This is a genomic window from Paenibacillus hemerocallicola (assembly GCF_006265175.1).
Taxonomy (GTDB): Bacteria; Bacillota; Bacilli; order Paenibacillales; family NBRC-103111; genus Paenibacillus_AB; species Paenibacillus_AB hemerocallicola.
In genome coordinates, this window is the sequence record NZ_VDCQ01000008.1 from 103,415 (window position 1) to 126,781 (window position 23,367).

17 protein-coding genes and 1 tRNA gene are annotated in these 23,367 nt (G+C 56.9%); 6 read left to right on the forward strand and 12 right to left on the reverse strand.

The annotated features are described in order from the left end of the window. Positions 1-17: 17 nt before the first annotated feature. The 3 genes from FE784_RS08085 to FE784_RS08095 form a co-directional block, all read right to left on the reverse strand. Positions 18-1,217 (reverse strand): acyltransferase domain-containing protein, encoded by a 1,200-nt coding sequence (locus FE784_RS08085; protein WP_139601632.1) that lies wholly within the window; start codon positions 1,215-1,217, stop codon positions 18-20. A gap of 42 nt (positions 1,218-1,259) precedes the next feature. Next, a complete protein-coding gene (locus tag FE784_RS08090) occupies positions 1,260-1,931 on the reverse strand; it encodes a GNAT family N-acetyltransferase (RefSeq protein WP_139601633.1) in 672 nt (223 codons plus the stop codon). Positions 1,932-2,080: 149 nt separating this feature from the next. Next, the gene (locus FE784_RS08095) at positions 2,081-3,901 is read right to left on the reverse strand and encodes a putative bifunctional diguanylate cyclase/phosphodiesterase (protein WP_139601634.1); all 1,821 of its coding nucleotides are present in this window, start codon (positions 3,899-3,901) and stop codon (positions 2,081-2,083) included. 248 nt (positions 3,902-4,149) lie between these two features. On the opposite strand from FE784_RS08095, the gene FE784_RS08100 reads away from it, so the two are divergent. Continuing rightward, complete coding sequence (locus FE784_RS08100) at positions 4,150-5,904, forward strand: ABC transporter ATP-binding protein (protein WP_139601635.1); 1,755 nt, start codon at positions 4,150-4,152, stop codon at positions 5,902-5,904. Continuing rightward, positions 5,901-7,658 (forward strand): ABC transporter ATP-binding protein, encoded by a 1,758-nt coding sequence (locus FE784_RS08105; protein ID WP_139601636.1) that lies wholly within the window; start codon positions 5,901-5,903, stop codon positions 7,656-7,658. The genes FE784_RS08100 and FE784_RS08105 overlap by 4 nt, the downstream gene beginning before the upstream one ends. Before the next feature lie 76 nt (positions 7,659-7,734). Here FE784_RS08105 and FE784_RS08110 read toward each other — a convergent pair whose 3' ends face one another. The 8 genes from FE784_RS08110 to FE784_RS08145 form a co-directional block, all read right to left on the reverse strand. Beyond that, positions 7,735-8,172 carry a GtrA family protein gene (locus tag FE784_RS08110; RefSeq protein ID WP_246131944.1) on the reverse strand — a complete coding sequence of 146 codons (438 nt, stop codon included), beginning with the start codon at positions 8,170-8,172 and terminating at the stop codon, positions 7,735-7,737. Next, positions 8,141-9,133 carry a glycosyltransferase family 2 protein gene (locus tag FE784_RS08115; protein ID WP_139601637.1) on the reverse strand — a complete coding sequence of 331 codons (993 nt, stop codon included), beginning with the start codon at positions 9,131-9,133 and terminating at the stop codon, positions 8,141-8,143. The genes FE784_RS08110 and FE784_RS08115 overlap by 32 nt, the downstream gene beginning before the upstream one ends. 1 nt (position 9,134) lies before the next feature. Further along, a complete protein-coding gene (locus FE784_RS08120) occupies positions 9,135-10,817 on the reverse strand; it encodes an ArnT family glycosyltransferase (protein WP_342779081.1) in 1,683 nt (560 codons plus the stop codon). A gap of 1 nt (position 10,818) precedes the next feature. Then, positions 10,819-13,173: a cyclic di-GMP-binding domain-containing protein, MshE-related gene (locus FE784_RS08125; protein WP_139601638.1), complete on the reverse strand. Its 2,355-nt coding sequence runs from the start codon at positions 13,171-13,173 to the stop codon at positions 10,819-10,821. Next, a complete protein-coding gene (locus FE784_RS08130) occupies positions 13,149-13,382 on the reverse strand; it encodes a hypothetical protein (protein WP_139601639.1) in 234 nt (77 codons plus the stop codon). Before FE784_RS08130 ends, FE784_RS08125 begins: the two co-directional genes overlap by 25 nt. A gap of 15 nt (positions 13,383-13,397) precedes the next feature. Continuing rightward, positions 13,398-14,711, reverse strand: coding sequence for a sugar phosphate nucleotidyltransferase (locus FE784_RS08135; RefSeq protein WP_139601640.1), 1,314 nt, complete (start codon positions 14,709-14,711; stop codon positions 13,398-13,400). A 417-nt stretch (positions 14,712-15,128) separates the two neighbouring features. Further along, positions 15,129-16,427: an enolase-like domain-containing protein gene (locus FE784_RS08140; protein ID WP_139601641.1), complete on the reverse strand. Its 1,299-nt coding sequence runs from the start codon at positions 16,425-16,427 to the stop codon at positions 15,129-15,131. Between the two features lie 488 nt (positions 16,428-16,915). Then, entirely contained in the window at positions 16,916-17,242 is a 327-nt protein-coding gene (locus tag FE784_RS08145; RefSeq protein WP_139601642.1) for a hypothetical protein, read from the reverse strand. 204 nt (positions 17,243-17,446) lie between these two features. Here FE784_RS08145 and FE784_RS08150 point away from each other — a divergent pair, with 204 nt between their 5' ends. After that, a complete protein-coding gene (locus FE784_RS08150; protein WP_246131945.1) occupies positions 17,447-18,400 on the forward strand; it encodes an SPL family radical SAM protein in 954 nt (317 codons plus the stop codon). A gap of 166 nt (positions 18,401-18,566) precedes the next feature. Here the strand turns inward: FE784_RS08150 and FE784_RS08155 are convergent. Further along, positions 18,567-18,639: transfer RNA gene (locus FE784_RS08155), tRNA-Thr, on the reverse strand. Between the two features lie 187 nt (positions 18,640-18,826). On the opposite strand from FE784_RS08155, the gene FE784_RS08160 reads away from it, so the two are divergent. The 3 genes from FE784_RS08160 to FE784_RS08170 all read left to right on the forward strand — a co-directional run bounded on the left by FE784_RS08160 (position 18,827) and on the right by FE784_RS08170 (position 23,242). Continuing rightward, positions 18,827-21,121: a helix-turn-helix domain-containing protein gene (locus tag FE784_RS08160; RefSeq protein WP_176706048.1), complete on the forward strand. Its 2,295-nt coding sequence runs from the start codon at positions 18,827-18,829 to the stop codon at positions 21,119-21,121. A gap of 236 nt (positions 21,122-21,357) precedes the next feature. Beyond that, positions 21,358-22,317, forward strand: a complete 960-nt coding sequence (locus FE784_RS08165; RefSeq protein WP_139601644.1) for an ABC transporter permease — start codon at positions 21,358-21,360, stop codon at positions 22,315-22,317. A gap of 52 nt (positions 22,318-22,369) precedes the next feature. Next, positions 22,370-23,242, forward strand: coding sequence for a carbohydrate ABC transporter permease (locus FE784_RS08170; RefSeq protein ID WP_139601645.1), 873 nt, complete (start codon positions 22,370-22,372; stop codon positions 23,240-23,242). Positions 23,243-23,367 lie beyond the last annotated feature (125 nt).

Consider the following 23,367-nt stretch of genomic DNA (forward strand, 5'->3'; position numbering starts at 1 on the left):
CGCCAAACCGCGCCGCGTTATGTGCCGCCAACGGTCGGATCGGTCTCCGGGGCTATCGTTGTCCCGACGTTCCAATCGTCCTTCAACAAAAATCCGGCCGCTCCGTGGATATGTCCTCCCGACGCGAGATGGTCGTACACGATCCGCTGAAGCGAAGTTTCTCTCGGGAGGCCCGGCAGATCGGCGAGCTTCGTCCCGAACCCGAATACCCGCTCCAGCGTCTGATCTTCGTCGGACTTGACCGGAGTTGCGTAATAATCCCGCTGGAAACGGACAATGTTGGCTTCCGCCGGAAGCAGCAGCGGGAACTGCGGGGCTAGCAGCCACGAGGAGCATACGAACGCTTTGAACGGCATCTCGGGAAAATGCTCCGCCGTGAACGCCACCGCTTGCCCGTAAGAATCGCGGCACAGCTCGTGCGTCATTTTGCCGCCTTCGGGGATGTGAACGTCCAGAACCGGATCCCCTTTCTCGAGAACAAGCTCCCAATCGCCGACCGGAAGCGACACGCGGGACAGCGACACTGCGCCCTTCGAGGTAACCGGATGCCCGATATATGCCGTTCCGTCATAGTCCAGAACCGTGGTCCAGCCTGCTCCGTCATCGAAAATGCCGTTCGTACCGTCCGCTTGGCCATCCGCCCTATAGCGTGCCCCGGAGTCGCACAAAACCGCGACGCGGCCCGACACCCGATGCCGAAACGCCTTGAACGGCTTATTATAAGACGTAAACGCGAACTGCAAACGTCCGAGCCGGAACAGCTTGCCGGTAACATGATGAATGAGCCAGCTGACTTGTCCGAGACCCCACTCTCCGTTCCGATTGCGATAATGCCGCATCCAGATCGCCATGTCGTCGAGCGTATCGACCAGCACCCGCTTCGGAATGCGCTTCGACTCGTAGCCGTCTCTCATTTGAGGCAGCGCTCCCAAATAGACGACGGCCGCGACGATGCCCGACTGCGGACCCGAGGCGAGCAGCCGTTTGTTCGTTTCGCCCGGAGCGGTCTTGTCGATAAACAGCTCCCGATGGAACTCCCGCGCCAGCTGCGACAAGTCCTCGCTCTGACGTATGACCGCCGCTCCCCGCATGATGGCCTCCCCGATCTCGCCCGGCAATCGAATCGCGCCGCAAGCCCATTCGACATACTCCTGCTGCAAAAAATCGATGCCGCCGTCCCTTGACGACGGCCACCCTTCCCATCTATCCCCAGCCAAAGCGTTCCCCCGCTTTCGGTAAAAACTAGTCGGTCCGCCGGATTATATCGGCAGCAGCCGTATCGTATCGGTCGATTCCAATCGGCGAATCATCTCGTACCACGACTCCGGCTTGCGCTCCTGGATCGAATAGTACGTTTGCAGGAAGCGGACGACAAGCGCCGCAGGCAGCTCCCGGATCGTTTCGTCATACGCCAGGAAGCACAGATCCAATCCGCTGACCGCTTCTCCGTTCAGCTCCCAGGAAGGGTGCACATACGGGAAATCGAGCCGTCGGTATCCGAGATGGGACAGCACCTCCCGCCTCACGTACGGATCCATCGGCTTGATGCCGCCGAAGGCGTGCTCTTCCACAAGGTACGGATTGTATATTTCCGCGAACATCCCGGACAGCGTACCGCCGCTTCGCTCGACCCACCGGAACAAATCCTTCTGCCTCTCCTGCGCCAGAAACCGGCCGACGCCGAGCCCTTCCCGGCCTATGATCGTAAAATCGGTCATCGCTACGCCCATGTCGTGGTAATATCGGTACTCCGTCGCCCCGACGACGTTGTTTTCGTGAACGGCGACAACGACGCGCAAGCCTTCGTCCTTGAGCGGTTCGGCCCACAAGTCGAAGGCGAGCACCTCCTCGGGAGGAAATATTTGTCCCATCCATTCATGCATTTGCCGGAAATAACGATCATTTATGCTCGTAATTCGAACGAAATCCAAGCCCACTCCACCTTTCTTCGCGAAAAAGTCCTATTACGGTCCATTGTAGCAGAAAACCGGTCCGGAGGTAAGAAACCTGGCCGCTCCGGGAGCGGCCAGCCTGTCCGAACCCGCACGAAGCTTGTCTTGGAAGACGAGCAAGAACCGCTCTACACAGTGGCAGAGCGGCTGAAGAAGCGGTGCATCAATCGTTCGAAATCGACGGCCGGGACCGGCGGACTGAAGTAATAGCCTTGCAGCTGATCGCATTTTTGCTTGCGCAAATATTCGAGCTGATCCGCCGTCTCGACCCCTTCGGCGATCACCTTCAGCTTCAAATGATGCGCGACCGCCACGATCGCCGATACGATAGCGGTATCGTTCTCGTCCGGATCGGCTAGGTCGCTGACGAACGATTTGTCGATTTTGATTTTGTCGATCGGAAATCGTTTCAAATAGCTAAGCGAGCTGTAGCCGGTGCCGAAATCGTCGATGCTGATCTGGATGCCGAGCCCCTTCAAGTTCGTCAGCGCCGGAATCGTACGCATAACGTCCATCGCCATGCTTTCCGTAATTTCCAGCTCCAGGCAGCCGGGCTCGAGCCCGTATTCCGTCAGGACGGCCCCGACCGTCTCCGGCAAGTGCTGCTCCTCGAACTGCCGGTTGGACAAATTGACGGACACCGTAATCCGGGGAAACCCCGCATCCTGCCACGCCTTGGCTTGGCGGCACGCCTCCCGGAGCACCCACTCCCCGATCGGCTTGATCAAGCCGGTTTCCTCCGCGATCGGAATAAATACCCCCGGCGGGATAAGTCCTTCCTCGGGATGAGCCCACCGAACGAGCGCCTCCGCCCCGATCAGGTCGCCGCTGTTCAGCTCGACCTGCGGCTGGTAATGTACCGTCAATTCCCCCCGTTCTATCGCTTTGCGAAGTCCGTTCTCGATTTCCAGCTTGCGGTGGATCGCCGCTTCCATCGCCGCATCGTATACTTGCTCGTGATTGCCGCCTCGCTTCTTGGCATGGTCGAGTGCCGTCTGCGCCTTCTTCAGCAGCGATTCGGCTTCCTCGCCATGCAACGGATACAGCGCGTACCCGAGACTCGCGGACAAATGAAATTCCCGCTCGTCTATGACGAAGGGCCGGTCCAGCCGGATAAGCCGCTTGGCGGCAGCCTGCGCTTCTCCCTCGTCCCGCAAACGGATCAGGCAAGCAAACTCGTCTCCGCCCAGACGGGATACGAGCGTATCGCCTCCCCCAAGCCCTTGGACGGCCTCGCGAAAGCTGCCCGCGAATGACAAAAGCAGCTTGTCCCCGACCGAGTGTCCTACCAGATGGGAGAATGATTTGAACCGGTCCAGATTGAGGCAAAATAACGCAAGAATGCCGGCCTCGTCCTTCGGCGCCGTCAACCCCGTCTCCAGAGCGTCCATAAAGCTTCTCCGGTTCGGCAGCTCCGTCAGCTCGTCATAATAAGCCAAATGATGCATGCGGCGTTCCGCCTGCTTGCTCTCCGTCATGTCCCTGGCCAAGCAGTAAGCTCCGATCACGCGTTTGCTTGCGGAAATCGGCACGAGATGGAACGAAAGCTCCGCTTTGCGCCCCTCGGATCGTTCAAAGACGACTTCGAACCTTTGCGGATATCCTTTGAGCGTTCGTCCCAGCAGCGATTGAGCCTGACCCTTATCGAGCTGGGCGGCCTCGGCGAGCGTGCGGTTCAGAAAAGCCGCGGACGGACGGCCCGTAAGGAGGGCGACGGCGGGATTGGCCCCTATGACGTTACCGCTCGCATCCAGCGAGAATACGGCATCGGAATTGTTGTCGAACAGCGATTGGAAATGCTGCTCGCTTTCCGTCCGCTGCGCCGATTTCGTCGCCAGCCTCTTGTCGGATATGGCGACAGCCAGAATGCATCCCAGAACGCCGAGGATGGCGACTGCGCAAGATAGCGCCAACAAGCCGATCATGTATTGACTTTGAAGCTGCTCCATCTGCGATCTCCGTTTTCGTGATAGTCTCTGGTCATTAAGTCCTACCGTGTTATTTCGACACGCTTTATCGTTCCCCTGCCATTTTCGACACGGCTTGCACACCTTTTTGCAAAAAACATCCCTCGCCGCAGCCGTTTACATAACGATTTCCGAAAAAGCGGTTGACTCGCCTGACCGAATCTTCTACAGTACTATCATGGTTTACGGCACGGGTAGCAAGAAAGGAAAGGAGAACCGATTATACGCTTATGACCGCATTCAAAATCCCTTTGCGACAATACGTCGGCCTGCTGCGGCATTATTTGCGCTCGCAGCGTTCTTCCATCATGGGACTCGCCGTTCTGCTCGTCGCCGGCTTGGCGATGCAGCTCGTCAATCCGCAGCTGATCCGCTACTTTATCGATTCCGCCCAGCAAGCGGAGACGAACGAGGCGCTGTGGATCGCCGCCGCCCTGTTCATCGGCGTGTCCCTGCTGCAGCAGCTCGTCACCGTAGCGGCCACCTACATCAGCGAGAACGTCGGATGGATTGCCACCAACAAGCTTCGGGGAGACGTCGCCGAGCATTGTCTGCGCCTCGATATGACTTTCCACAAGTCGCATACGACCGGCTCGATTATCGAGCGGGTGGACGGGGACATTAACGCGCTTGCCAACTTTTTCTCGAATTTCGTCATTACGCTCGCCAGTAACCTGCTGCTTGTCGTCGGCATTCTCATCCTGCTGTTCCGCGAAGGCTGGATCGTCGGAGCGGGCATGTCCGTCTTCGTCGTGTTGGCCATCTACGCGATCCAGTATATCCGCAAGTTCGCCATCCCCCATTGGGGCAAGCTCCGCCAAATCAGCGCCGATTTCTACGGCTTCCTGAGCGAGCACCTGGAAGGGACCGAGGACACCCGGGCCAATGGCGCCAGCGATTTCGTCATGCACAAATTTTTTTCGCTGCTGCGGGTATGGCTGCCGGTCCGCATCCGCGCCTTTCTCGGCTGGGCGGCGATGTGGATTACGACGCTCGTCGTCTTCGCCATCGGCAATGCGGTAGCCTTTGCGCTCAGCGCTTATTTATGGAGGAATGGTTCCATTACGATCGGTACCGTCTACATGATCTTCTATTATACCGAGCTGATGGCCAAGCCGATCGAGAAAATCCGCACGCAAATGGAAGATTTGCAAAAAGCGGACGCCAGCATCGTCCGCATCCGCCAACTGCTCGATACGGAGCCGGCGATCCGCGACGGCGCCGGAACGCCGCTGCCCGCCGGCCCGCTGCCCGTAACGCTCGACGACGTGACGTTTGCGTACGAGAGCGGCAAGGCTACGCTGGACGGCATCGATTTCCGCCTCGAGCCGGGGCAGGTGCTCGGCTTGCTCGGGCGGACCGGGAGCGGCAAAACGACGCTGGCCCGGCTCATGCTCCGCTTCTACGACCCGCAATCTGGCGTTATTCGCCTCGGGGATGTGCCGATCCGCGACGCCAAGCTTTACGATTTGCGCAGACGCGTCGGCATGGTAACGCAAAGCATTGAAATTTTCCAGGGTACGGTTCGCGATAATTTGACTTTCTACGATTCGGCCATTTCCGATGAGCGCATCGTCCGGGTACTCGGCGAGCTTGGCCTCGATAGCTGGTTCCGCTCTTTGCCGGACGGTCTCGATTCGAAGCTGGAGTCGGGCGGAGGAGGACTGTCGGCCGGAGAAGCGCAGCTGCTGGCATTCGCTCGCGTCTTCTTGACCGACCCTGGGCTCGTCATTCTCGACGAAGCGTCATCACGGCTTGATCCGGCCACAGAGCAGCGTTTGGAGGCGGCGGTAACGAAGCTGCTGCACGGCAGAACATGCATCATAATCGCCCACCGGCTCGCCACCGTCCAACGGGCCGACTGCATTCTCATTCTCGACAACGGTCGAATCGCCGAGTTCGGCAACCGCGAAACGCTCGCCGCCGATCCGGAATCCCGCTTCAGCCGGATGCTCGAGGTCGGCATGGAGGAGGTGCTCGCATGACGACCTTTCAGCTGTTATGGCGTCTGATCCGCTATCGTCCGCTCTGGTATACGGCCAATGCGACGATGTGGACGCTTATTTATCTCGCTCCCATCCTGCCCGGGCTTGTGACGAAAGCGTTCTTCGACGTTATGACCGATTCAGCGGCGGCTTCGTTCGGCATATGGACGATTATCGCGCTTCTGCTCGCATCGACGGCCGTTCGTGCCGTTCTTATCGTCTTCGGCTTCATCACCGACGTCCATTTCCGGATGCGCATCGGGGGACTGCTCCGACGGAACATGCTGCACCATATTTTGAAGGAGCCGGGCGCGAAGGCGATTCCGGTATCTCCCGGCGAAGCGATCAGCAACTTCCGGGACGACGTGGAGCAGACCGAGGAAGCGATCAGCTGGTCCGTCGACGCGCTCGGCATGACGGTATTCGCCATCGTCTCGTTCGCGATTTTGATGCGTATCGACACGCAGCTGACGCTGCTCGTCTTCGTACCGCTCGTTCTTGTCGTGACGCTGGCCCAGCTGTCGACCGCGCGGCTGCAAAAATACCGGGCGGCGAGCCGGGAAGCGACCGGCCAAGTGACGGAGGCGATCAGCGAAATGTTCGGCGCCGTGCAGGCGATTCAGGTCGCCGGGGCGGAGGACCGCGTCATCGGGCGGTTCAAGTCGCTGAACGACCAGCGGCGCAGTGCGATGCTGAAAGACAAGCTGCTGAATCAGACGCTAGACTCGGTGTTTTCCAACACCGTCAACCTCGGCACCGGCCTCATCCTGCTGCTCGGCGCCCAGGCGATGCGGGAAGGCAGCTTTACCGTCGGCGACTTCGCGCTGTTCGTCTACTACTTGACGTTCGTCACGCAGTTTATCCAAAACTTCGGCAAATTTCTGACCTATTTCAAACAAACCGAGGTGGCCAAGCAGCGGATGGAAAGCTTGCTGCAGAACGCGCCGCCGGAGCTGCTCGTCGAACCGAATCCGCTCTATTTGCGCGGACCTCTCCCCGAGCCGGCCACTCCGGTTAAGACGGCGGAGGACCGTCTCGACGTGCTTGAAGTAACGGATCTTGCCTACCGATACCCGGAAACGGGGCGTGGCATCGAGGGCATCAACTTGCGTCTGCCCCGCCACTCGTTCACGGTCGTCACCGGTCGCATCGGCTCGGGCAAGACGACGCTCGTGCGCACACTGCTCGGGCTGCTGCCCAAGGAGAGCGGCGTTGTCCGCTGGAACGGCCGCACCGTCGAAGATCCCGGCAGCTTCTTCGTGCCGCCGCGCAGCGCCTACACGCCGCAGGTGCCGCGACTGTACAGCGACACGCTGAAGCGCAACATTTTGCTCGGCGCTACCGACGATCCGGACGCTCTCGAAGCGGCGATCCGCGCCGCCGTACTCGAGCCCGATATCGCCGGGCTTCCGGCAGGTCTCGACACCGTCATAGGCCCGCGCGGCGTCAAGCTGTCCGGCGGACAGGCGCAGCGGACGGCGGCTGCCCGCATGTTCGCCCGGGGCGCCGAGCTGCTCGTCTTCGACGACTTGTCGAGCGCGCTCGACGTAGAGACGGAGCGGAAGCTGTGGGAGCGGCTGTTCGAGCGCCGCTCGGCCACCTGTCTCGTCGTCTCGCATCGCAAAGCCGCGCTTGCCTACGCCGACCGCATTCTCGTGCTGAAGGACGGAAGGCTTGTGGCCGAGGGGACGCTGCAGGAGCTGCTGGCAGACAGCGAGGAGATGCGCCGGCTGTGGAACCGCGAGCTGGACTAAAGATTGGGGATAGCAAAGAACGGGGCAAGTTTCCGCCTGCGGAAACTTGGCCCCGTTCTGTCTATACAAGTTCCGATCACGATTTCGCATCGGTTCGGGGCGTCATAACCTCTACCGCGTCGCCGATCCGAAATGTCCAAGCCCGATTCCACCAATAATTCGACAATGGAATAATCGTCATGACAAGCGCCTGCCCGATGACATAGTGCAAGGATAACCATTCGATACAGACGTACATGACGAGCGCGTTCAACAGCAATCCGGATACCGATACGATCGCGTATCGGAGAAATTCGGTAGATCGGCGGGCGTTCGAGCGAAAGGTCCACCTCCGGTTCAAGCCGTACTGGGCTATCACGGTCAGGACGAATCCGGCGATCGAGGCGGGTACGGGAGCGATTCCCGCAGCTTCGACCAACAAGATTAAAGCGATAAAGTGAATAAACGCGCCGAACATTCCGACGATCCCGTACTTCAGCAATTTACTGCGCATGGCTGCCGATATAAGCCGCAAGCTGATTCTCCTCCGCTTCGTAGGTCACTTGTTCCCGGATTAAATAACGCGGCCGGCCCTTCACCTCGTTGTAGATGGCGGCGATATATTCGCCGATCGTGCCCAGCGAAATCATGACCGCACTGCCGATGATCAGCAGCAACAGGATGACCGTCGTAAATCCGGTTACAGCCTCCCCGATCCATTTGTGATAAACGGTTTGGACGCCCAGCACGAATGCGCCTAGCAGAAATAGCAAGCCGACGACTCCCACGATGCGCAAAGGAACCGCGGAATACGCGATTATCGCATTCAAGGCAAGCTTCGCGAGCCCGATAAAGCTCCATCGCGTTTCCCCGCCCGCGCGAGGGGGAACGTCGAATTCGACGCTTACGGACCGGAAGCCGAGCCATACGATCATGCCCCGGAAAAAAGTGGTCCGTTCCGGCAGACGTTTCCACGCCTCGACCACTTTGCGGTCCAGCAGCTTGTAATCGCTCGCCCCCTCGAACTGATGTCCGGTCAGACGAGTCAACGCACTGTAGAACATTCTCGCTCCGATCCGCTTCGTCCATTGCTCGGTTCCCCGCTGCCGCTTCAAGCCTTCGACGATATCCGCCTTGGCGTCCGTTCTCCAAATGTCCATCATCGCGGGGATGAGCTCCGGAGGATGCTGCAGATCGGCATCCATGACGATTACGGCAGCGCCGGCAACAGCCTCGAGCCCCGCGCACAGCGCCGTTTCTTTACCGAAATTGCGGCTTAACCGAAGCGCCCTCAGCCCTTTGATCGTTTTGGCGCATTGCTGCAGCACGCTCCAGGTGGCGTCGGAGGAGCCGTCGTCCACGACGACGATCTCGAAGCGAGGACTCGCTTTGCCGGCATAATAAGCGACGGTTTCCAACGTATACGGCAGCTGCCTTTCTTCATTGAATGCGGGTATGACAATGGACAGCTCCACGCCCAGCTTTTCTTCCGGCATCTCAGCTCACTCCTTCCGCTCCTTCGGATTTGTGCTTTAAAGCATAGTCGGTTATTTTGTACAATCTCCAAGCGCCATCGCCGAAATCCTTATACAACTCGCACCACTCCGCACCGTTCGCATACAAATTCGGATAAGTGACAATAATCGCGCTCCCTATAGATTCGGTCGTCGGCCGGGGAATCAGGATGTACTCGATGCCGAAATTTTTCGGCTCGCTCATCGCATCCCGGAATATGCGGTCGCTCGTGATCACGAATCTTTGCGGATTGCGGGATTTGACGATGATTCGGTAGGCCGAGTAAGAATCCATCATGACGACCGCATCCGACAGCTCTTCGTTAAAATATTCGGCTATCGATTGTTCCAGCTTCATATCCTCGTAATGACTGCCGAGCGTGATGTAAGTATGCTCGTCGGGCGCAATCTTGGGATTCGTCATCGCATAGGTCAGGAGAACCGCGCTGCCCAGCAGTCCCGCGAACACGAGGAGCTTCCCGACCTCCTTCCGTTTCATTTGGCTCAGCTCGTAAGGAAGCCATGCTACCGTAATCGGGAAGCCGTACATGAAATAACGAAACCAGGCGAATGTCGTTCCCTTGAGCAGCATGACGTACTGAAGTGCCGGAATGGAGGCGAACAGCATAATCAGGATAAGCAGGTCCCATTTGAACAAGCGACCGGAAAAAAGGCGAATCAGCACGATGACGCCGAGCGGAATCGCATAATATGCCGTTTTCTTCGCGACCGTAACGAACGCCAGCCACGGATTGCCCAGCATGCGGACGTATTCCTCGTTCTCCATGAGACTGCCGGCCTGGGCCACGTTCGAGTATTCCGAATTTAAAAAGTAAAACGGATTTCCCATAATCAAATAGTTCCACATAATCCATAGCAGCCCCGAGTAGATGACGGGTGTCATCATCAGCACGAGCGTGCCTTCCCCGCGAATCCACTGGTACTTCCAGCGGCGCTGCTCGATCGGCTTTATAACGGAACGACGCTGCTTCAGCAGCGTTGCGACAATGACGGCGGCAAACAGCGCCGCGCCGAACGGTACCGCTTCGTAGCGCGTCCAGAACGCCAGCGACAGCGTAAAGCTGGCCGCGACCATCCCGAACGGCTTCTCGTCATGGAGCCAGCGTGCGAACGCGATGACCGTCCACATCGTGAAGAAATTAAACGGCGCGTCGCTGAGTCCGTTGGAGCCGAATAGAAACACGAACGGATTCAAGCTGTAGAGCAGAGCCAGCAGCAAGCTCGTCACTGTCCCCAGCCGGTAGCGAAGCCCCTCGGAGGCCAGCAGGACAGCCGTACCGGCCGCGAACAGCGAGCTCATCAGAATGCCGGCCAGGCCGTATGAAGCCACTGCCGGGAAGATCGGGTACAGCAGCAGAACCGCCAGATTCACGAGGCTCGGCAGCGGGTTCCATACGAAGCCGATCGCCGCCAGATGCGGATCCCGGCTGTAGAGCACGTAAAACGCGTTGGCTACCCGGCTCATCGCATCGGAATGCGTATATTCCAGCGTGTAGGCGTAGTAAAATCCCAGTGCGAACTCCGCAGCCAACACGAACAAAAACAAAACGGCAAGCAGCAGCCTGCGCTTGGTCACAACGGGAGCGGAAGGGGCGGGACCGGACGGCTTGTTGGGTGCGGACAACGCCGTTTCCAATTGTGCCACCTCACATTCCTCCTTCGGCAGTCTTGGTCGTATCGTGAGGAGTCGGGCCCGAAGCGAGGCCGTGAACCGTTTTCTCCCAATAAAAGGGCTTGGTGATCAACTGCCAGGCCGCCTTGAACGCGGCGATGCTCATCAGTGCCCAATAGATGGGGGTGAGCAGCGCGTATTTGACCAACCCGTATGAAAGATCGTACTTGCGCTGCATTTCCAGCTCGCGGATGACCCAGTAGACGCCGGCGATATTCGTGAACACGAACAAAAAATTGCCAAGCAAAAACTCGATGGCGGAAAAGTAGTAAATGATTCCCGGAAAAAACTGCGGGATGATAGCCAGCTTCCAGCCGTACCACAATACGAGCATAAGCCAGAAAATCGGATTGAGCAGCGGCAGCATCGGAGTGGCCAGCACCATGACCTGAAACCCCAGAAAGCCTTTCGTACCGAGCTCCCGATACAACCGGAACGGATTGCGCATATGCACGAGCCATGTCTGCATATACCCCTTGATCCAACGCGAGCGCTGCCTGATCCAGTTGCCGGTGCGGCTGTTCGCCTCTTCCCACGTCCGGGAATCGACGATGGCCGTCGTGTAGCCCGATTTGTACAGCCGGATGCCGAGATCCGCATCTTCCGTCACATTGTACGGGTCCCAAGCGCCCATTTCGTTAAGAACCGACATTTTGAAATGATTGGAGGTTCCGCCGAGCGGTATCGGGATATCCAACTGCATGACGCCGGGGAGCAGCAGCTCGAACCACATGCTGTATTCTTGCGTAAACCATCGCGTCAGCATATTTTGTCCGCTATTGAAATAGTTCAGCTTCGCCTGGATACAGGCACAGTTGTCCGGGCTTCTCATGAAAGCCGCGTGCACCTTCTTCAGCTGATCCGGGTCCGGACGATCCTCCGCGTCGAAAATGACCACATATTCGCCGCGCGCGCGGATCAACCCGTAATTGCACGCCTTCGGCTTCGTCTTCGGCAAGCTGTTCGGCACTACGATCGTCGTATAATAGGGCGGCAGCTTCATTTCCTTCAATATCCGCTGGGCATCCACATCGTCTTCCTCGATCAACAGACGGACGTCGAGCTTCGCTTTCGGATAATCGAGACTTTCGATATTTTCGAGCAGGTGCGGAATGACTTCGCTCTCCTTGTACATCGGCACCAGGATGGTATAGATCGGCAGTGTCCGCTCGTCGATCTGCTCGATCTCGTCCGGCGTGAACCGGATCTGGGCATTTTCACGGGTACCGTACATGATGATCAAGAACTTGAACAGCGTCATCGAGAAATAAAAGAGTTGGACGGCGATATTCACTACGATGAGCGTATGCAGCCAATCCAATCCGAGAAAAATCAGAAATACGAGTCCCAACGCCCCCAGCACGGTCAGCTGCGGCTTTGTAAACGTCACGTGAGCGGAGTTTTGCGGCTGCTCCATGACGAGTTTTTGCGTGCTCTCCTGCAGCAGCTCGGACGTGTACACTTCTTTCCAGAAAAACTCCAGCTCCTCGCGGGTAGCCAAAACTTGCTCCACCGGCAAGCCGAGTATCGACTCGATTTCCAGCAACTCCGACTCTTTCAGCGGGGATCCGACCGCCACGAGAAACCGGTTCAAATCTTGATGGACGACTACCGCATTGTAGCGGCGCGCCGTCTGTTCGGGAAGCTTGGTCATATGATCGAAGGCGAATTCCGACCCGATCCGGCCCAAATTGTTTTGCGTAGCTACAAGCCGGTAAAGCTTCTCCGGCTCGATCAGGCGCAGCGACATCAGGATGTCTCCCAGCATGCCTCCGCTGCGCCGCTGAAATTCGAGCGCCTCGTTCAGCTGCTCCTTCGTGATCGCGCCGGCCTCGACCAGCATTTCGCCCAGTCGCCCTTTGCCGACCGGTTGGCTGGACAACGCCTCGATCTGCTGCTTCGTCGCGTGGCCCATCTCTACGATCCAATCGCCGAGCCTTCCGCCGATTCTCCGCTGTCTGTCCATCGCTTCGTTCAGCTGGTCGACCGTAATGATGCCTTCCTCCACGAGACGGTCTCCCAGACGCAGCGGCTTGTTGTCTTTGGCGGAACCGTCGTCGGTCCAAGGCCGGAAGCCTTCGCGCTCCATGATGTCGAGCTTCAGCGCGAGCAATTCGTCGACAACCTTGGTCCTGGACTCCGCTTCCGTACGGAGCCATTGCAGCTTACGCTCCAGCTCCCTCAATCGTTTGTCGTGCTCCTGCTGTTCTTGCTCAAGCTGCTTCTCGAAAGCGTGCAGCCATGAAGCGATTTCGGCGAAATCTTTGTCGGTGTCCTGTCTGCGGGGTCCGAATAAAGCGGTGCCTAGCTTTGGTTTTTCTGTATCCATTGCCTCAGATTCGCTTCCATCGTCTCGATGCCGCTCAACCGCTCCCCGGCCTCCGCGATTTGCCGCAGCAGCTCCGACTCCTCCGACAAAAAATCTTCGGACTGTTCCCGCTGACGATGTTCCAAAAAACCCGCTTCCCGCTCCATCCGATTCATATGGATTTGCACCTTTCGGGGATCATAACCGAATAACGCTTTTTTGCTTATCATGGTGGCCACCTCCGTTTAAACGTAAACCGTTGATACTTCAATCAGATCGAGCGGCTCCAATGCCAGCACTTCACCGGCATCGTCCCGCTCCAGCACTACCGTAGCACCCGTTTGCAGCGGAATGGCCGCTCCATTTTTCCTCAATGTGCATGCTCCATGGAGAATCGTCCACGCAACCGCCCGCACGACACTGCCCGCTTCCGAATGAAACAACGAGCTTCCCTTCTCCAGTCGGATTTTTCTCGTCGTGACGGTCGTTCCGTCCTCCAAGCATTCGCGGTCCAGCGTCTTGCTCCAAATCCCTTCCGCTGGAATATCCCGGGGCTGGCCGGACTGCATGAGACGAAGAGCGTCCTTCAGCCTGGAGCTCGATTTCTTGCCGGACACCAGTATGCCCTCCCGGCTCACTGCCACTACAACATCCGTCAGCCCCATCGCGATAACGGGCATATCGGTCACGTTGACTACGTGTACATCCCGGCAGTCCTCCGTCATGACTCCGTTGCCGAGCATCGGCGAACGCATCGCCTCGGTCAGCGAGCACCAGGTTCCGAGATCCTTCCAAGCTCCGTCGTAGACGATCGCCGCCATGTTGTCTTCGTTCTCCACTATGGCGTAGTCGAAGCTTTGCACGGCGATTCGCGAAAACCCCAGAAGCAGCTCCTCATAGGTCAAGGGGAGCTCCAATCGCTTCAAATGGTCCAATAAGTAGGCCGCGCGGAAGCAAAACACGCCGCCGTTCCATAAGCCCCCCCGCTTTAACAGCTCGACCGCTTCTTGCTTCGTCGGCTTCTCGTGGAACCGTCGAACGGCAATCGGCTTCTCCCATGTGCCCGGCGCTTCATCGGGAATCATATACCCGTATTTTTCCGAAGGGTAGTCGGGCTTAACGCCTAGCAGCGCCAAATTGGCCTGCGACCGCTCCAGCGCTTCGGGCAGCCGGAATACCGTTTCGTAAAACGAGTCGTCCGCCATGCTGTCGACCGGCATCACCAACACCGGCTCGTCGCCCTGCAAATTACGATGGGAGTTTAAATAAGCGACCGCCAGCAGCACGGCGGGAAACGTATCGCGCTTCTCCGGCTCCAATACAAGATCGATATCGTCTCCCAATTGGGCCAGAATCGTTTCCCGTTGTCCGGCCGCCGTAGCGATTACGGCAGAACGATGCAACCCTCGCCGCTTCAGCTGTTCCCAAACCTTCTGCAGCATCGATACCGGGTGTCCCTGTTCATCCGTCAGCAGCTTCAACAGCTGCTTCGGATGGTTGTCGCTGGATAGCGGCCATAGCCTTGTGCCGGATCCTCCGGAAAGCAATATGATTTTCATGGCGGCATCATCTTCTTTCCTTGGGGGTAACCAGCCGAGTCAGCCGTTAATATCTAATAATAGGTTTCCAGTTAAATATGTCGAATGAAAATTAGGCATTTAGAACTACGCATACAATTGATATACTCTATACACCTCATCATACCATAACTAATAAATGGCCGTCATACGCTCATCTTCAAGTTTTCATCAAATTTTCATTAAAACCTTTTCTTTAACCTGCACCTCCCTCCATTCTGGTCGACACCACAAACCATACTCACATATGATAAATTTCGACATTTTACGTCAATCTCCTTGTCGAACTTCAAGGTAATCTTCCCCTTTTTTGAGAACCTTTTTTCCATATTTGCGACGAAGCCGCAGACAAAAAAAGAGGCCCCTCTGGAGGCCTCGGCATTCTATGCATGGTATCGATCAAGAACGCTGGAATGGCAAGCGCTCGTAATGGCCGCTCCTTCCGAGCGACCCTCCGCACTCGTCGTAAAACGAATCCTCCAGATGGAATACTCCATTATCGGCTTGTGTCCATGAAGCGCCGGCATTCGGGTGGTAGCTCGTCATCGCCCTCCAGTTGGCGTAATTTTGATGACCGTTCGATTCGATCAAGCCGACCTTGAGACCCGGGACAGGAGCAAGCCGCGCGGCCACATTTTTGTTCCAATCGACCATCCACGGATTGACGGTCAAATCCGCACAGAAGCATGGAACGCCGCGATCTTTGGCCGCCTTCGCCACGCCGAGCGCCACGCTCATCGTCTTGGCGATCGGTTTGAGCGTAATGGCGCCATACCCCAGATCCATGCGTTCCTCGGCATCCCGCTCATGATTAACGCTTTCGTCGGCGGCTACCCGTACCGGGAGATCGTCTACGGACATCTTATTTTCCTCCGGAAACGGCTCCTCCAGCAGGATCGTCCGCTCCAGCGCGCCAATTCGGTCCGCATGATCGAGCAGGCGGAGCACCCGCTCCGTCGAATCGTATCGGCCGTTGGCGTCGAGATAATAGACGACCTTTCCGCTGTCGGTGTAAGGCGTCGTTCTGTCCGCCGCCAGCCGGTGGACGAGCTCAAGCTGACGCTTGTCCCATTCCAGCATTTTATCCAAATCCCCGTCCTTGTCCGGATCGGAGCCAAGCTTCAGCTTCAATACGAAATACCCGTCGTCCAACATGCGGAGCACGTCCGCCTCGGCATGATTGTAGGAAACGACCGGCGTACAGGCCAAGACGCGGTGCCGTTCGGCAAGCGCGCCACGGAATCGTTCCGGGACCATCTCCTCGAACGAGCGCGAGCCGATGCTGGCCGCGTATAGAAGCCATGCGGCATGATCGAGCGGCACGAGCGCATTCAGCGCGAACGTCTCCCTTAGATCGGAGCGTGCGGTCACTTCCCGTCCGTAAGCGTGCACGGGCTCCACCAAATGCCGAAGCAGCTCTATCGGCTCCCGATACGCTTCCCCCCGGGCCAGCTGCACCGCCCGTTTCGTCAGCGCGAGCATCATCTCGTTGCCGCCTGTCTCCGTCGTCCCGAAAAACACCCGGGGATCCGACCATAGCACGCTTTGCACTCCCAGGCCTACCGCCGCATGCCCTTCCTGGCTGTGAAGCTTGACGGCCGTCTGCCAGAGCTCGCTTAAATAGCCGCCTTTGAACCCGAAAGGCGTAGCCAGCGGCTCCCGTTCGATCGCCCATTCCGCTTTGTCGATTCGGACCATAACTTGTCCACTCCGTTCCCCATTGGCCGGTATGACCATTTTTTACCCTTTATTGTACTACATCCCGACCGGATAACGGCGAAAAAAAAGTATGACAGCTTAATCCGCAAACAACCTGGAGTCCTCTTGATGAAGCGGGAGCAACGTGTTGCCGCAAATTGAGGAACTATATTCCGTTATTGTCCCGAATTCCGTTAATTCTCGAAGATAACGGAACAGACTTCCGTTATATCGGTCATTCGGGGTGGAAATGATCATGAACAGCGGAATAGCGGAACGGTTTTCCCTTATTTTGCAATCGATAGGGGTACTCGAGTCAATAGCGTACGCCAGTTCCGCTATTCACGGATTCGCGATCCCGCAAGGAGCCGGCAAAGACAGCCAGCCTTTCACCGATCATGTGGTACATGCACTTTACACGCGAATTATGCTGTCTTACAAAAAAAATCGCCGGAACGAATTCCGGCGACGCCGCTCCTTACGGAGCGTTACCTTACCCGGCGGTAAGGTCCTGTATAGTTGTTCCGGTCTTGCTGAGCCAAGGCGCTCAGGACCAGGATGATGGCGGAGATGATGTGCATGATCATGCCGAGCACCGGGATTACCGCCACGCAAGAGGTTACGATTCCGACGACGCTGCCGAGTCTGCCCGCTTTTTCCTTGTGGCAAATGAGCAAGGTGACGATGTGCAGCGCCAGCATGACCCACAGTGCGGTATAGCCGGTAAATATGACAAAGGCTCCTCCGAGAACGGGTATGCCCAGGAATGCTTCCATTCCGCCGGTAACGAATTTCATTAATCGCGATAAACTCATTTTGTTTTCTCCTCCCGACCGTATGCTTGTGTTCTTCTATGGCTTGATTATAGCATTCGTCCGAAAGCGCAACATCGGACCAAAGCCAATACCGGCTCCCCGTCTGCGGTCGGGCCGGTCAACTAATATTGGAAATTGCGGAGCCGCCTCTAATTTGTTATGATAAGAACATATGTTCCCTTTTGCGAAAAGGAGTGATCCCGATTGAAACGCCATATCCGATACGAAGCGATGCCGGTCAAGACGCTGCTCAACCCGGTGAAGGCTCCTTCCATGCCTTTCGAATGGTCCATCAATCCATATCGCGGCTGCCAGCATGGCTGCGCCTTCTGCTACGCGCGAGCCACCCACTCGTTCCTCGGCGTGGAGGCCGACGATACGTTCCAGAACCGCATCTTTCTGAAAAGCAATGCGCATGACGCGCTCCGTCAACAGCTCGACAAGATGGCACGCTCCAGGAAAGGGCTGAAAGGAATCGGCCGCATCGCCATCGGGACGGCTACCGATCCGTATCAGCAGGCGGAGGGCCGCGAGATGCTGACCCGCAAATGCTTGGAGGTATTGGCGGAATACGACGTCCGCGTATCGATCACGACGAGGTCTCCGCTTATATTGCGGGATATCGATCTGCTCCGGCGGCTACCCGGGATGAACGTCAACATGAGCATCGGCACGCTGCGTTCGGACGTATGGCGGGACTTCGAGCCGACCACGCCTTCGCCCGCGAAACGGCTGGAGACGGTCAAGCGTCTCGGCGAGGAGGGTATCGGCACCAGCGTGTTTATGGCGCCTATTTTACCGCATCTATCCGATCATGCGGACGATCTTGGCTCGTTAGTTGAAGCAATTGCCGAGAGCAGGGCCGATTCCGTAATGACTTCTTTTTTGCGGCTGAGCACGCGGGAGGTCAAAGTATGGTTTTTCCGGACGCTCCAAGCCAAATACCCGCACTTGAGGGAAACGTATGCCGACTTGTACCACGGCAGCGCCTACGCTCCCGACAGCTATCGCGCTCCGGTAAAGCAAACGATCCGCCGCCTGCTCGAGCGGCATGGCTTGCAAAGCGCCGATACGATCCGTTCCCCCGAACTTCAGCCATCCCCCGCAGCCGCAGACACGACTGACGAGCCTTCCGTGCAGCAGCTCTACTTATTCTAATCGTACCCGGATTCCATCCAACCTAACCCATGCTAGCGACAAAATGAGTATACGGAAAATAGGAACAGCCGCCCCAATAAGCTAGCGGCTGTTCGGATGTGAAATCAAATAAAAAACGCGCCCCCTCGATCTCGAGAAGGCGCGTTGTTACCGGGTTCTGGTGAAATGCTGATGAAGGGATTCGAACCCCCGACCTACGCATTACGAATGCGTTGCTCTACCAGCTGAGCTACATCAGCGTATCGGATTTGTTTCGCACTTAATATATAATACTTATTTTTCGAGAAAAGTCAACAAGCATTTTTGTATTTTGCGACCTATTTCGACATCGCCATTTCCATAAACAATATTCAAAGTTGGGTTGGCTCTGTTCCGGTTATCGTATATGATTGTAATAACGCTTTCATTAGAGGGATGGTGGGTTGCATGTTAGGACATATTCCCTTCTTGGGCAAGCTTCCGTTTCAGAAGAAGCTGCTGTTCTCTTCGCTGCTGCTGAGCGTCCTTCCCGTACTGCTGCTCGGCAGCGCGGCTTCGTACGTCGCCTCTACGAGCATCCAGGAGGAAGTCAATGCGAAGCATGAAGCGACGCTGCAGCAGATCGGGCTGCAGGTAGATTCGTTACTGAAGCGGCTCGATTATATGTCGATTCAGATCGCGGGCGATCTGGCGATCGAGAAATCGGCGCGACTCGGCATCTCCATGGACGACCGCGAGACGCTCGACGCGACACTCGACATGGTCGATACGGTCCGCAAACATCGCACCTTGTCCGATATTCCGTTCAACGCTTATATCGTCTACAACAAATTCGATACGGTGTATTCCAACAAATACGGGCTATTGACCAAGTCGGACTTCCCTTACTTTGACGCTCTGCGCCAATACGCGCCCAAATTTACCGGCTCCCTGTTCCTTCCGTCCAATACGTATCCGAATCAGACCGACCTCCTGATCGTAAGGCCGATCGGCAGCTCCTCGACCGTAGACGGCGTGCTGTTTCTGGAGGCGGAGCCGACCCGGCTCTACGAGCTGCTGCGATCGGTGCAGATGGCCGGAGACAGCCAGCTACTCGTCGTCGATCGCTCCGACCGTATCGTGCTGAGCCGGAATCCGCAAGAAATCGGCACGACGCTGCCTTCGCCGTTCGCGAGGAAGCTGGAGCAGACATCGCCGCCTTCCCCGACCGATTCGGTCGCATACGGCGAGGAACGGTATCATGTTTCCGTACACCGCTCGGGCTACAACGACTGGACTTACGTGATCATTGCCCCGCAGGGAGGTTTGACGGCCAAGGCCAGCCTGATCAAAAAAGTGACATGGGCGATGGCCGGCTGTCTCGCGCTCATATGGGGCCTGATCGCCTTGTTCGCCTCGAAGCGGCTGTACAATCCGATCCGCACGCTGCTGCAGAAGCTGCCGAGTCGGGCGAAGCCTTCCCAGGACGGCTTGCAGCAGATCGACGCCTTCATGCAGCAGGTGATGGATACGAACCGCAGGCTGGACAGCGAGCTTCGCGAGCAAGCCCCGCAGCTGCGCGAAAATACGCTGATCAAGCTGCTGCACGGCGAATGGAACGATGCCGAATTCGCGATCAAGCGGCAGCAATACGATCTGCCGCTGCACGGCCGTTCCTTCGGCGTATGCGTATTCGAGGTGGACGCGTTCATGGAATTCCGGACCAGCTACCTGGGCAAGGACCGCTCCCTTATGATGTACGCGCTGACGAAGCTGGTGACCGAGATGGCCTCCGCAACCCCGTTCAGCTCGGTTACCGTCTCGCCGTCGCTCGGGCAAGTCGCTCTCATCGTCGGCACGGACAATCCGGATACGGCTTTCGCCCAACAAATCGAAGAGCTGTGCGGACGGGTGCGGATCAAAGCGAAAGAATTGTTCCGCTTTACGCTGACCGCCGGCGTCAGCCGCGTTCGTCCCGAATTCCGGGGCATTCACGAAAGCTATCTGGAAGCGATCGACCTGCTCAGCTTCCGGCTGCTGCTCGGCCGCGATCTGACGATCAGCCAGCAGGCGATCGAGTCGATGGACACGGTCAAGCAGTCTGCGCGCGATTTGATCAAGCGTCAAAGAACGATCGTCAAACGGATCGCCGAAGGCGACATGGGAACCGTGTACGCGGAATTCGAAGAAATGGTGCGGGAAATTCCCCACCATCTGACCGGCTTCAAGCCCGTCACCGGCATCTTCACGAATCTGGTCGGCGAAATCGATCACCTGCTCGAGCAGCTCGGCTTCGAGCTGCAGCCGATGTTTCCGTATAACGTGTACGCCCGGATCAACGAAGCCGAATCGCTGGATCAGTTGAAGGACTGGTTCAAGCAGCAATTTTTCCCGGCATTCCGCAGCCATTTCGAGAAGCTGACCGTGCCGAACCAGACGAAAATCGTGCAGCAGGTGGCGGAATATATCGTCAATGGAGCGGAGGGCGAGTTGTCGCTGCAGGAAGCCGCATCCCGCTTCGGACTGTCCCAATCTCAGCTCAGCCGGATGTTCAAGGAAGAGATGCACGTCAACTTCATCGATTACTGTATCGAGGTGCGGATGTCGCGGGCGAAGGAATGGCTCGTCCATTCCGATATGCCGATCAAGCAAATCGCCGACCGGCTCCACTATACGACGACACAAAACTTCTCCCGGGCTTTCAAGCAAACGACAGGAATGTCCCCCGGCCAATACCGGGTCTCCGTCCGCCACCAGGAGTAGCGTGTCGGAACAAGCAAGCCCCACATCGAGTGGGGCTTTTTGCCGTGAAGCCGCACGGCGGAAGGGAGCGAGGCCGGTGCGGACAAGTGTCATCTTTTGCGAACCGGTATCATTTCTTGCCGGGAAGAAGGAAAAAATAGAGCGTTTACATGTGTGCAGCCGATTGCCTATGATAAGGTCACTACAACGGATTTCAGAACAAACCGGTTGAACCGGAAAGGGGGTCTATTACCATTATGAGAACGGTTGCAAAGGCGGCATCCCGGGTCCCCGGACCGAATGCCGGCGCCTGGACCCGCATCCGCAGGAAGCTATGGAAAAGCAGGGCCATGTATTTGTTCGCTCTCCCCGGCACACTGTATTTTTTGATCTACAAATATGTGCCGCTGCTCGGCTCGGTCATCGCGTTCCAGGATTACAGTCCGTTCCAAGGCTTTCTGCACAGCGATTGGGTCGGTTTCGACCACTTCCGCAGCATCTTCGACAATGCCGAAGTGGTGCAGGTACTCATTAACACACTAGTGCTTTCGTTTCTGCAGATCGCCTTCGCGTTTCCCATTCCGATCGTTCTCGCGCTCATGCTGAACGAAGCTCGCCAGGAATGGTTCAAACGGCTGATCCAGTCGCTCGTTTACTTGCCCCACTTCCTGTCGTGGGTTGTCGTCATCGGGCTCGTCACCATCTTCCTTAGAAGCGACGGAGTCGTAAACAGTCTGATGGCCAATCTGTTCGGCACGGAACCGGTCTTGTATTTGCAACAGCCGTACTTGTTCAAGCCGCTTATCGTACTCGAGGTCATATGGAAAGAGTCCGGCTGGAGCACGATCGTATTTCTCGCCGCGCTGTCCGGCGTCAATCCGGAGCTGTACGAAGCCGCGGTCGTCGACGGGGCAAGCCGCTTCCGGCGCATCTGGAGCATTACGCTGCCGGCCATTCGCAGCACGATCGTCATTTTGCTTATTTTGCGGCTCGGCACCGTGCTCGACAACGGCTTCGAGCAAATATTCCTGATGCTCAATCCTTACGTCAAGGAAGTCGGCGAAGTGCTGGACACGTACGTGTACTATAAAGGGGTTTTGCAATCGGACTTCAGCTTTGCCACCGCCGTAGGCTTGTTCAAGTCGGTCGTCGGGCTTGTCCTCGTCGTAGCCGCCAACAAGCTGTCCAAACGGTTCGGCGAGGAAGGCATCTACTAAGATACCCCAAAAAGCGAAGCTTCCAAATTAGTAAAAGGAGGTGCGAACAGCTGTGAACCATCGAACCTGGGTCGACCGGATCGCCGACTGGATTAACGTAATCGTATTAAGCTTGATCGCCGCGGCGATGGTCGTGCCCTTCCTGTATATATTCTCGGTATCGTTCTCGTCAATGGAAGAATATTTGCGCAAAGACTTTATTTTGTGGCCGGATCATTGGGTGACCGACGCTTACCGCTATATTTTGTCCAACGACAAATTCATCAAATCGGTGCTCGTCACTATTTTCGTCACGGTGCTAGGCACGACGCTTAATCTGGCTTTCACCTCGACGATGGCTTACGCGCTGTCGAAGCCGTTCTTCGGACAGAAGCTGTTTTTGTTCATGGTGCTGTTCACCTTTCTGTTCAGCGCCGGCATTATTCCGACGTATTTGATCGTCAAAGAAACGGGTCTGCTGAATTCGGTATGGGCGCTCATTATTCCCGTCTTGATCAGTCCGTGGAATTTGATCGTGTTCAGCCAATTTTTCAAAAGCATTCCGGAGGAGCTGAACGAGGCGGCCCTCATCGACGGAGCCGGTCCGTTCAAAGTATTCACCAGCATCGTCCTGCCGCTTTCCAAGCCGGCTCTGGCCACGTTCGGACTATTCTACGCGGTCATGCATTGGAACTCGTACTTTACCGGCATGCTGTACTTGAGCAATCCGAAGCTGTGGACGATTCAATTGCTGCTCCGGCAAATCGTCGTCGTCAACGATACGTCCTCGCTGTCGGCCGAACAGTTCGTCAACATTCAGCCTCCGCCCGCGGAGACGATCCAGATGGCCGCGATATTGCTCGCGACGCTGCCGATCCTGATCGTTTACCCATTCCTGCAGAAGCATTTCGCCAAGGGGGTGATGATCGGTTCGGTAAAGGGCTGAAGCTATCGAGCCCGTCCCGCACCGGCGCCAAGAAACGGATACCATCGCTAGCAGCTCGTTGGAACGTTTACGACAAAAGGGGATTATCGCAAGTGGAAATGTTGGAAAGGTATGATCATTCCTGG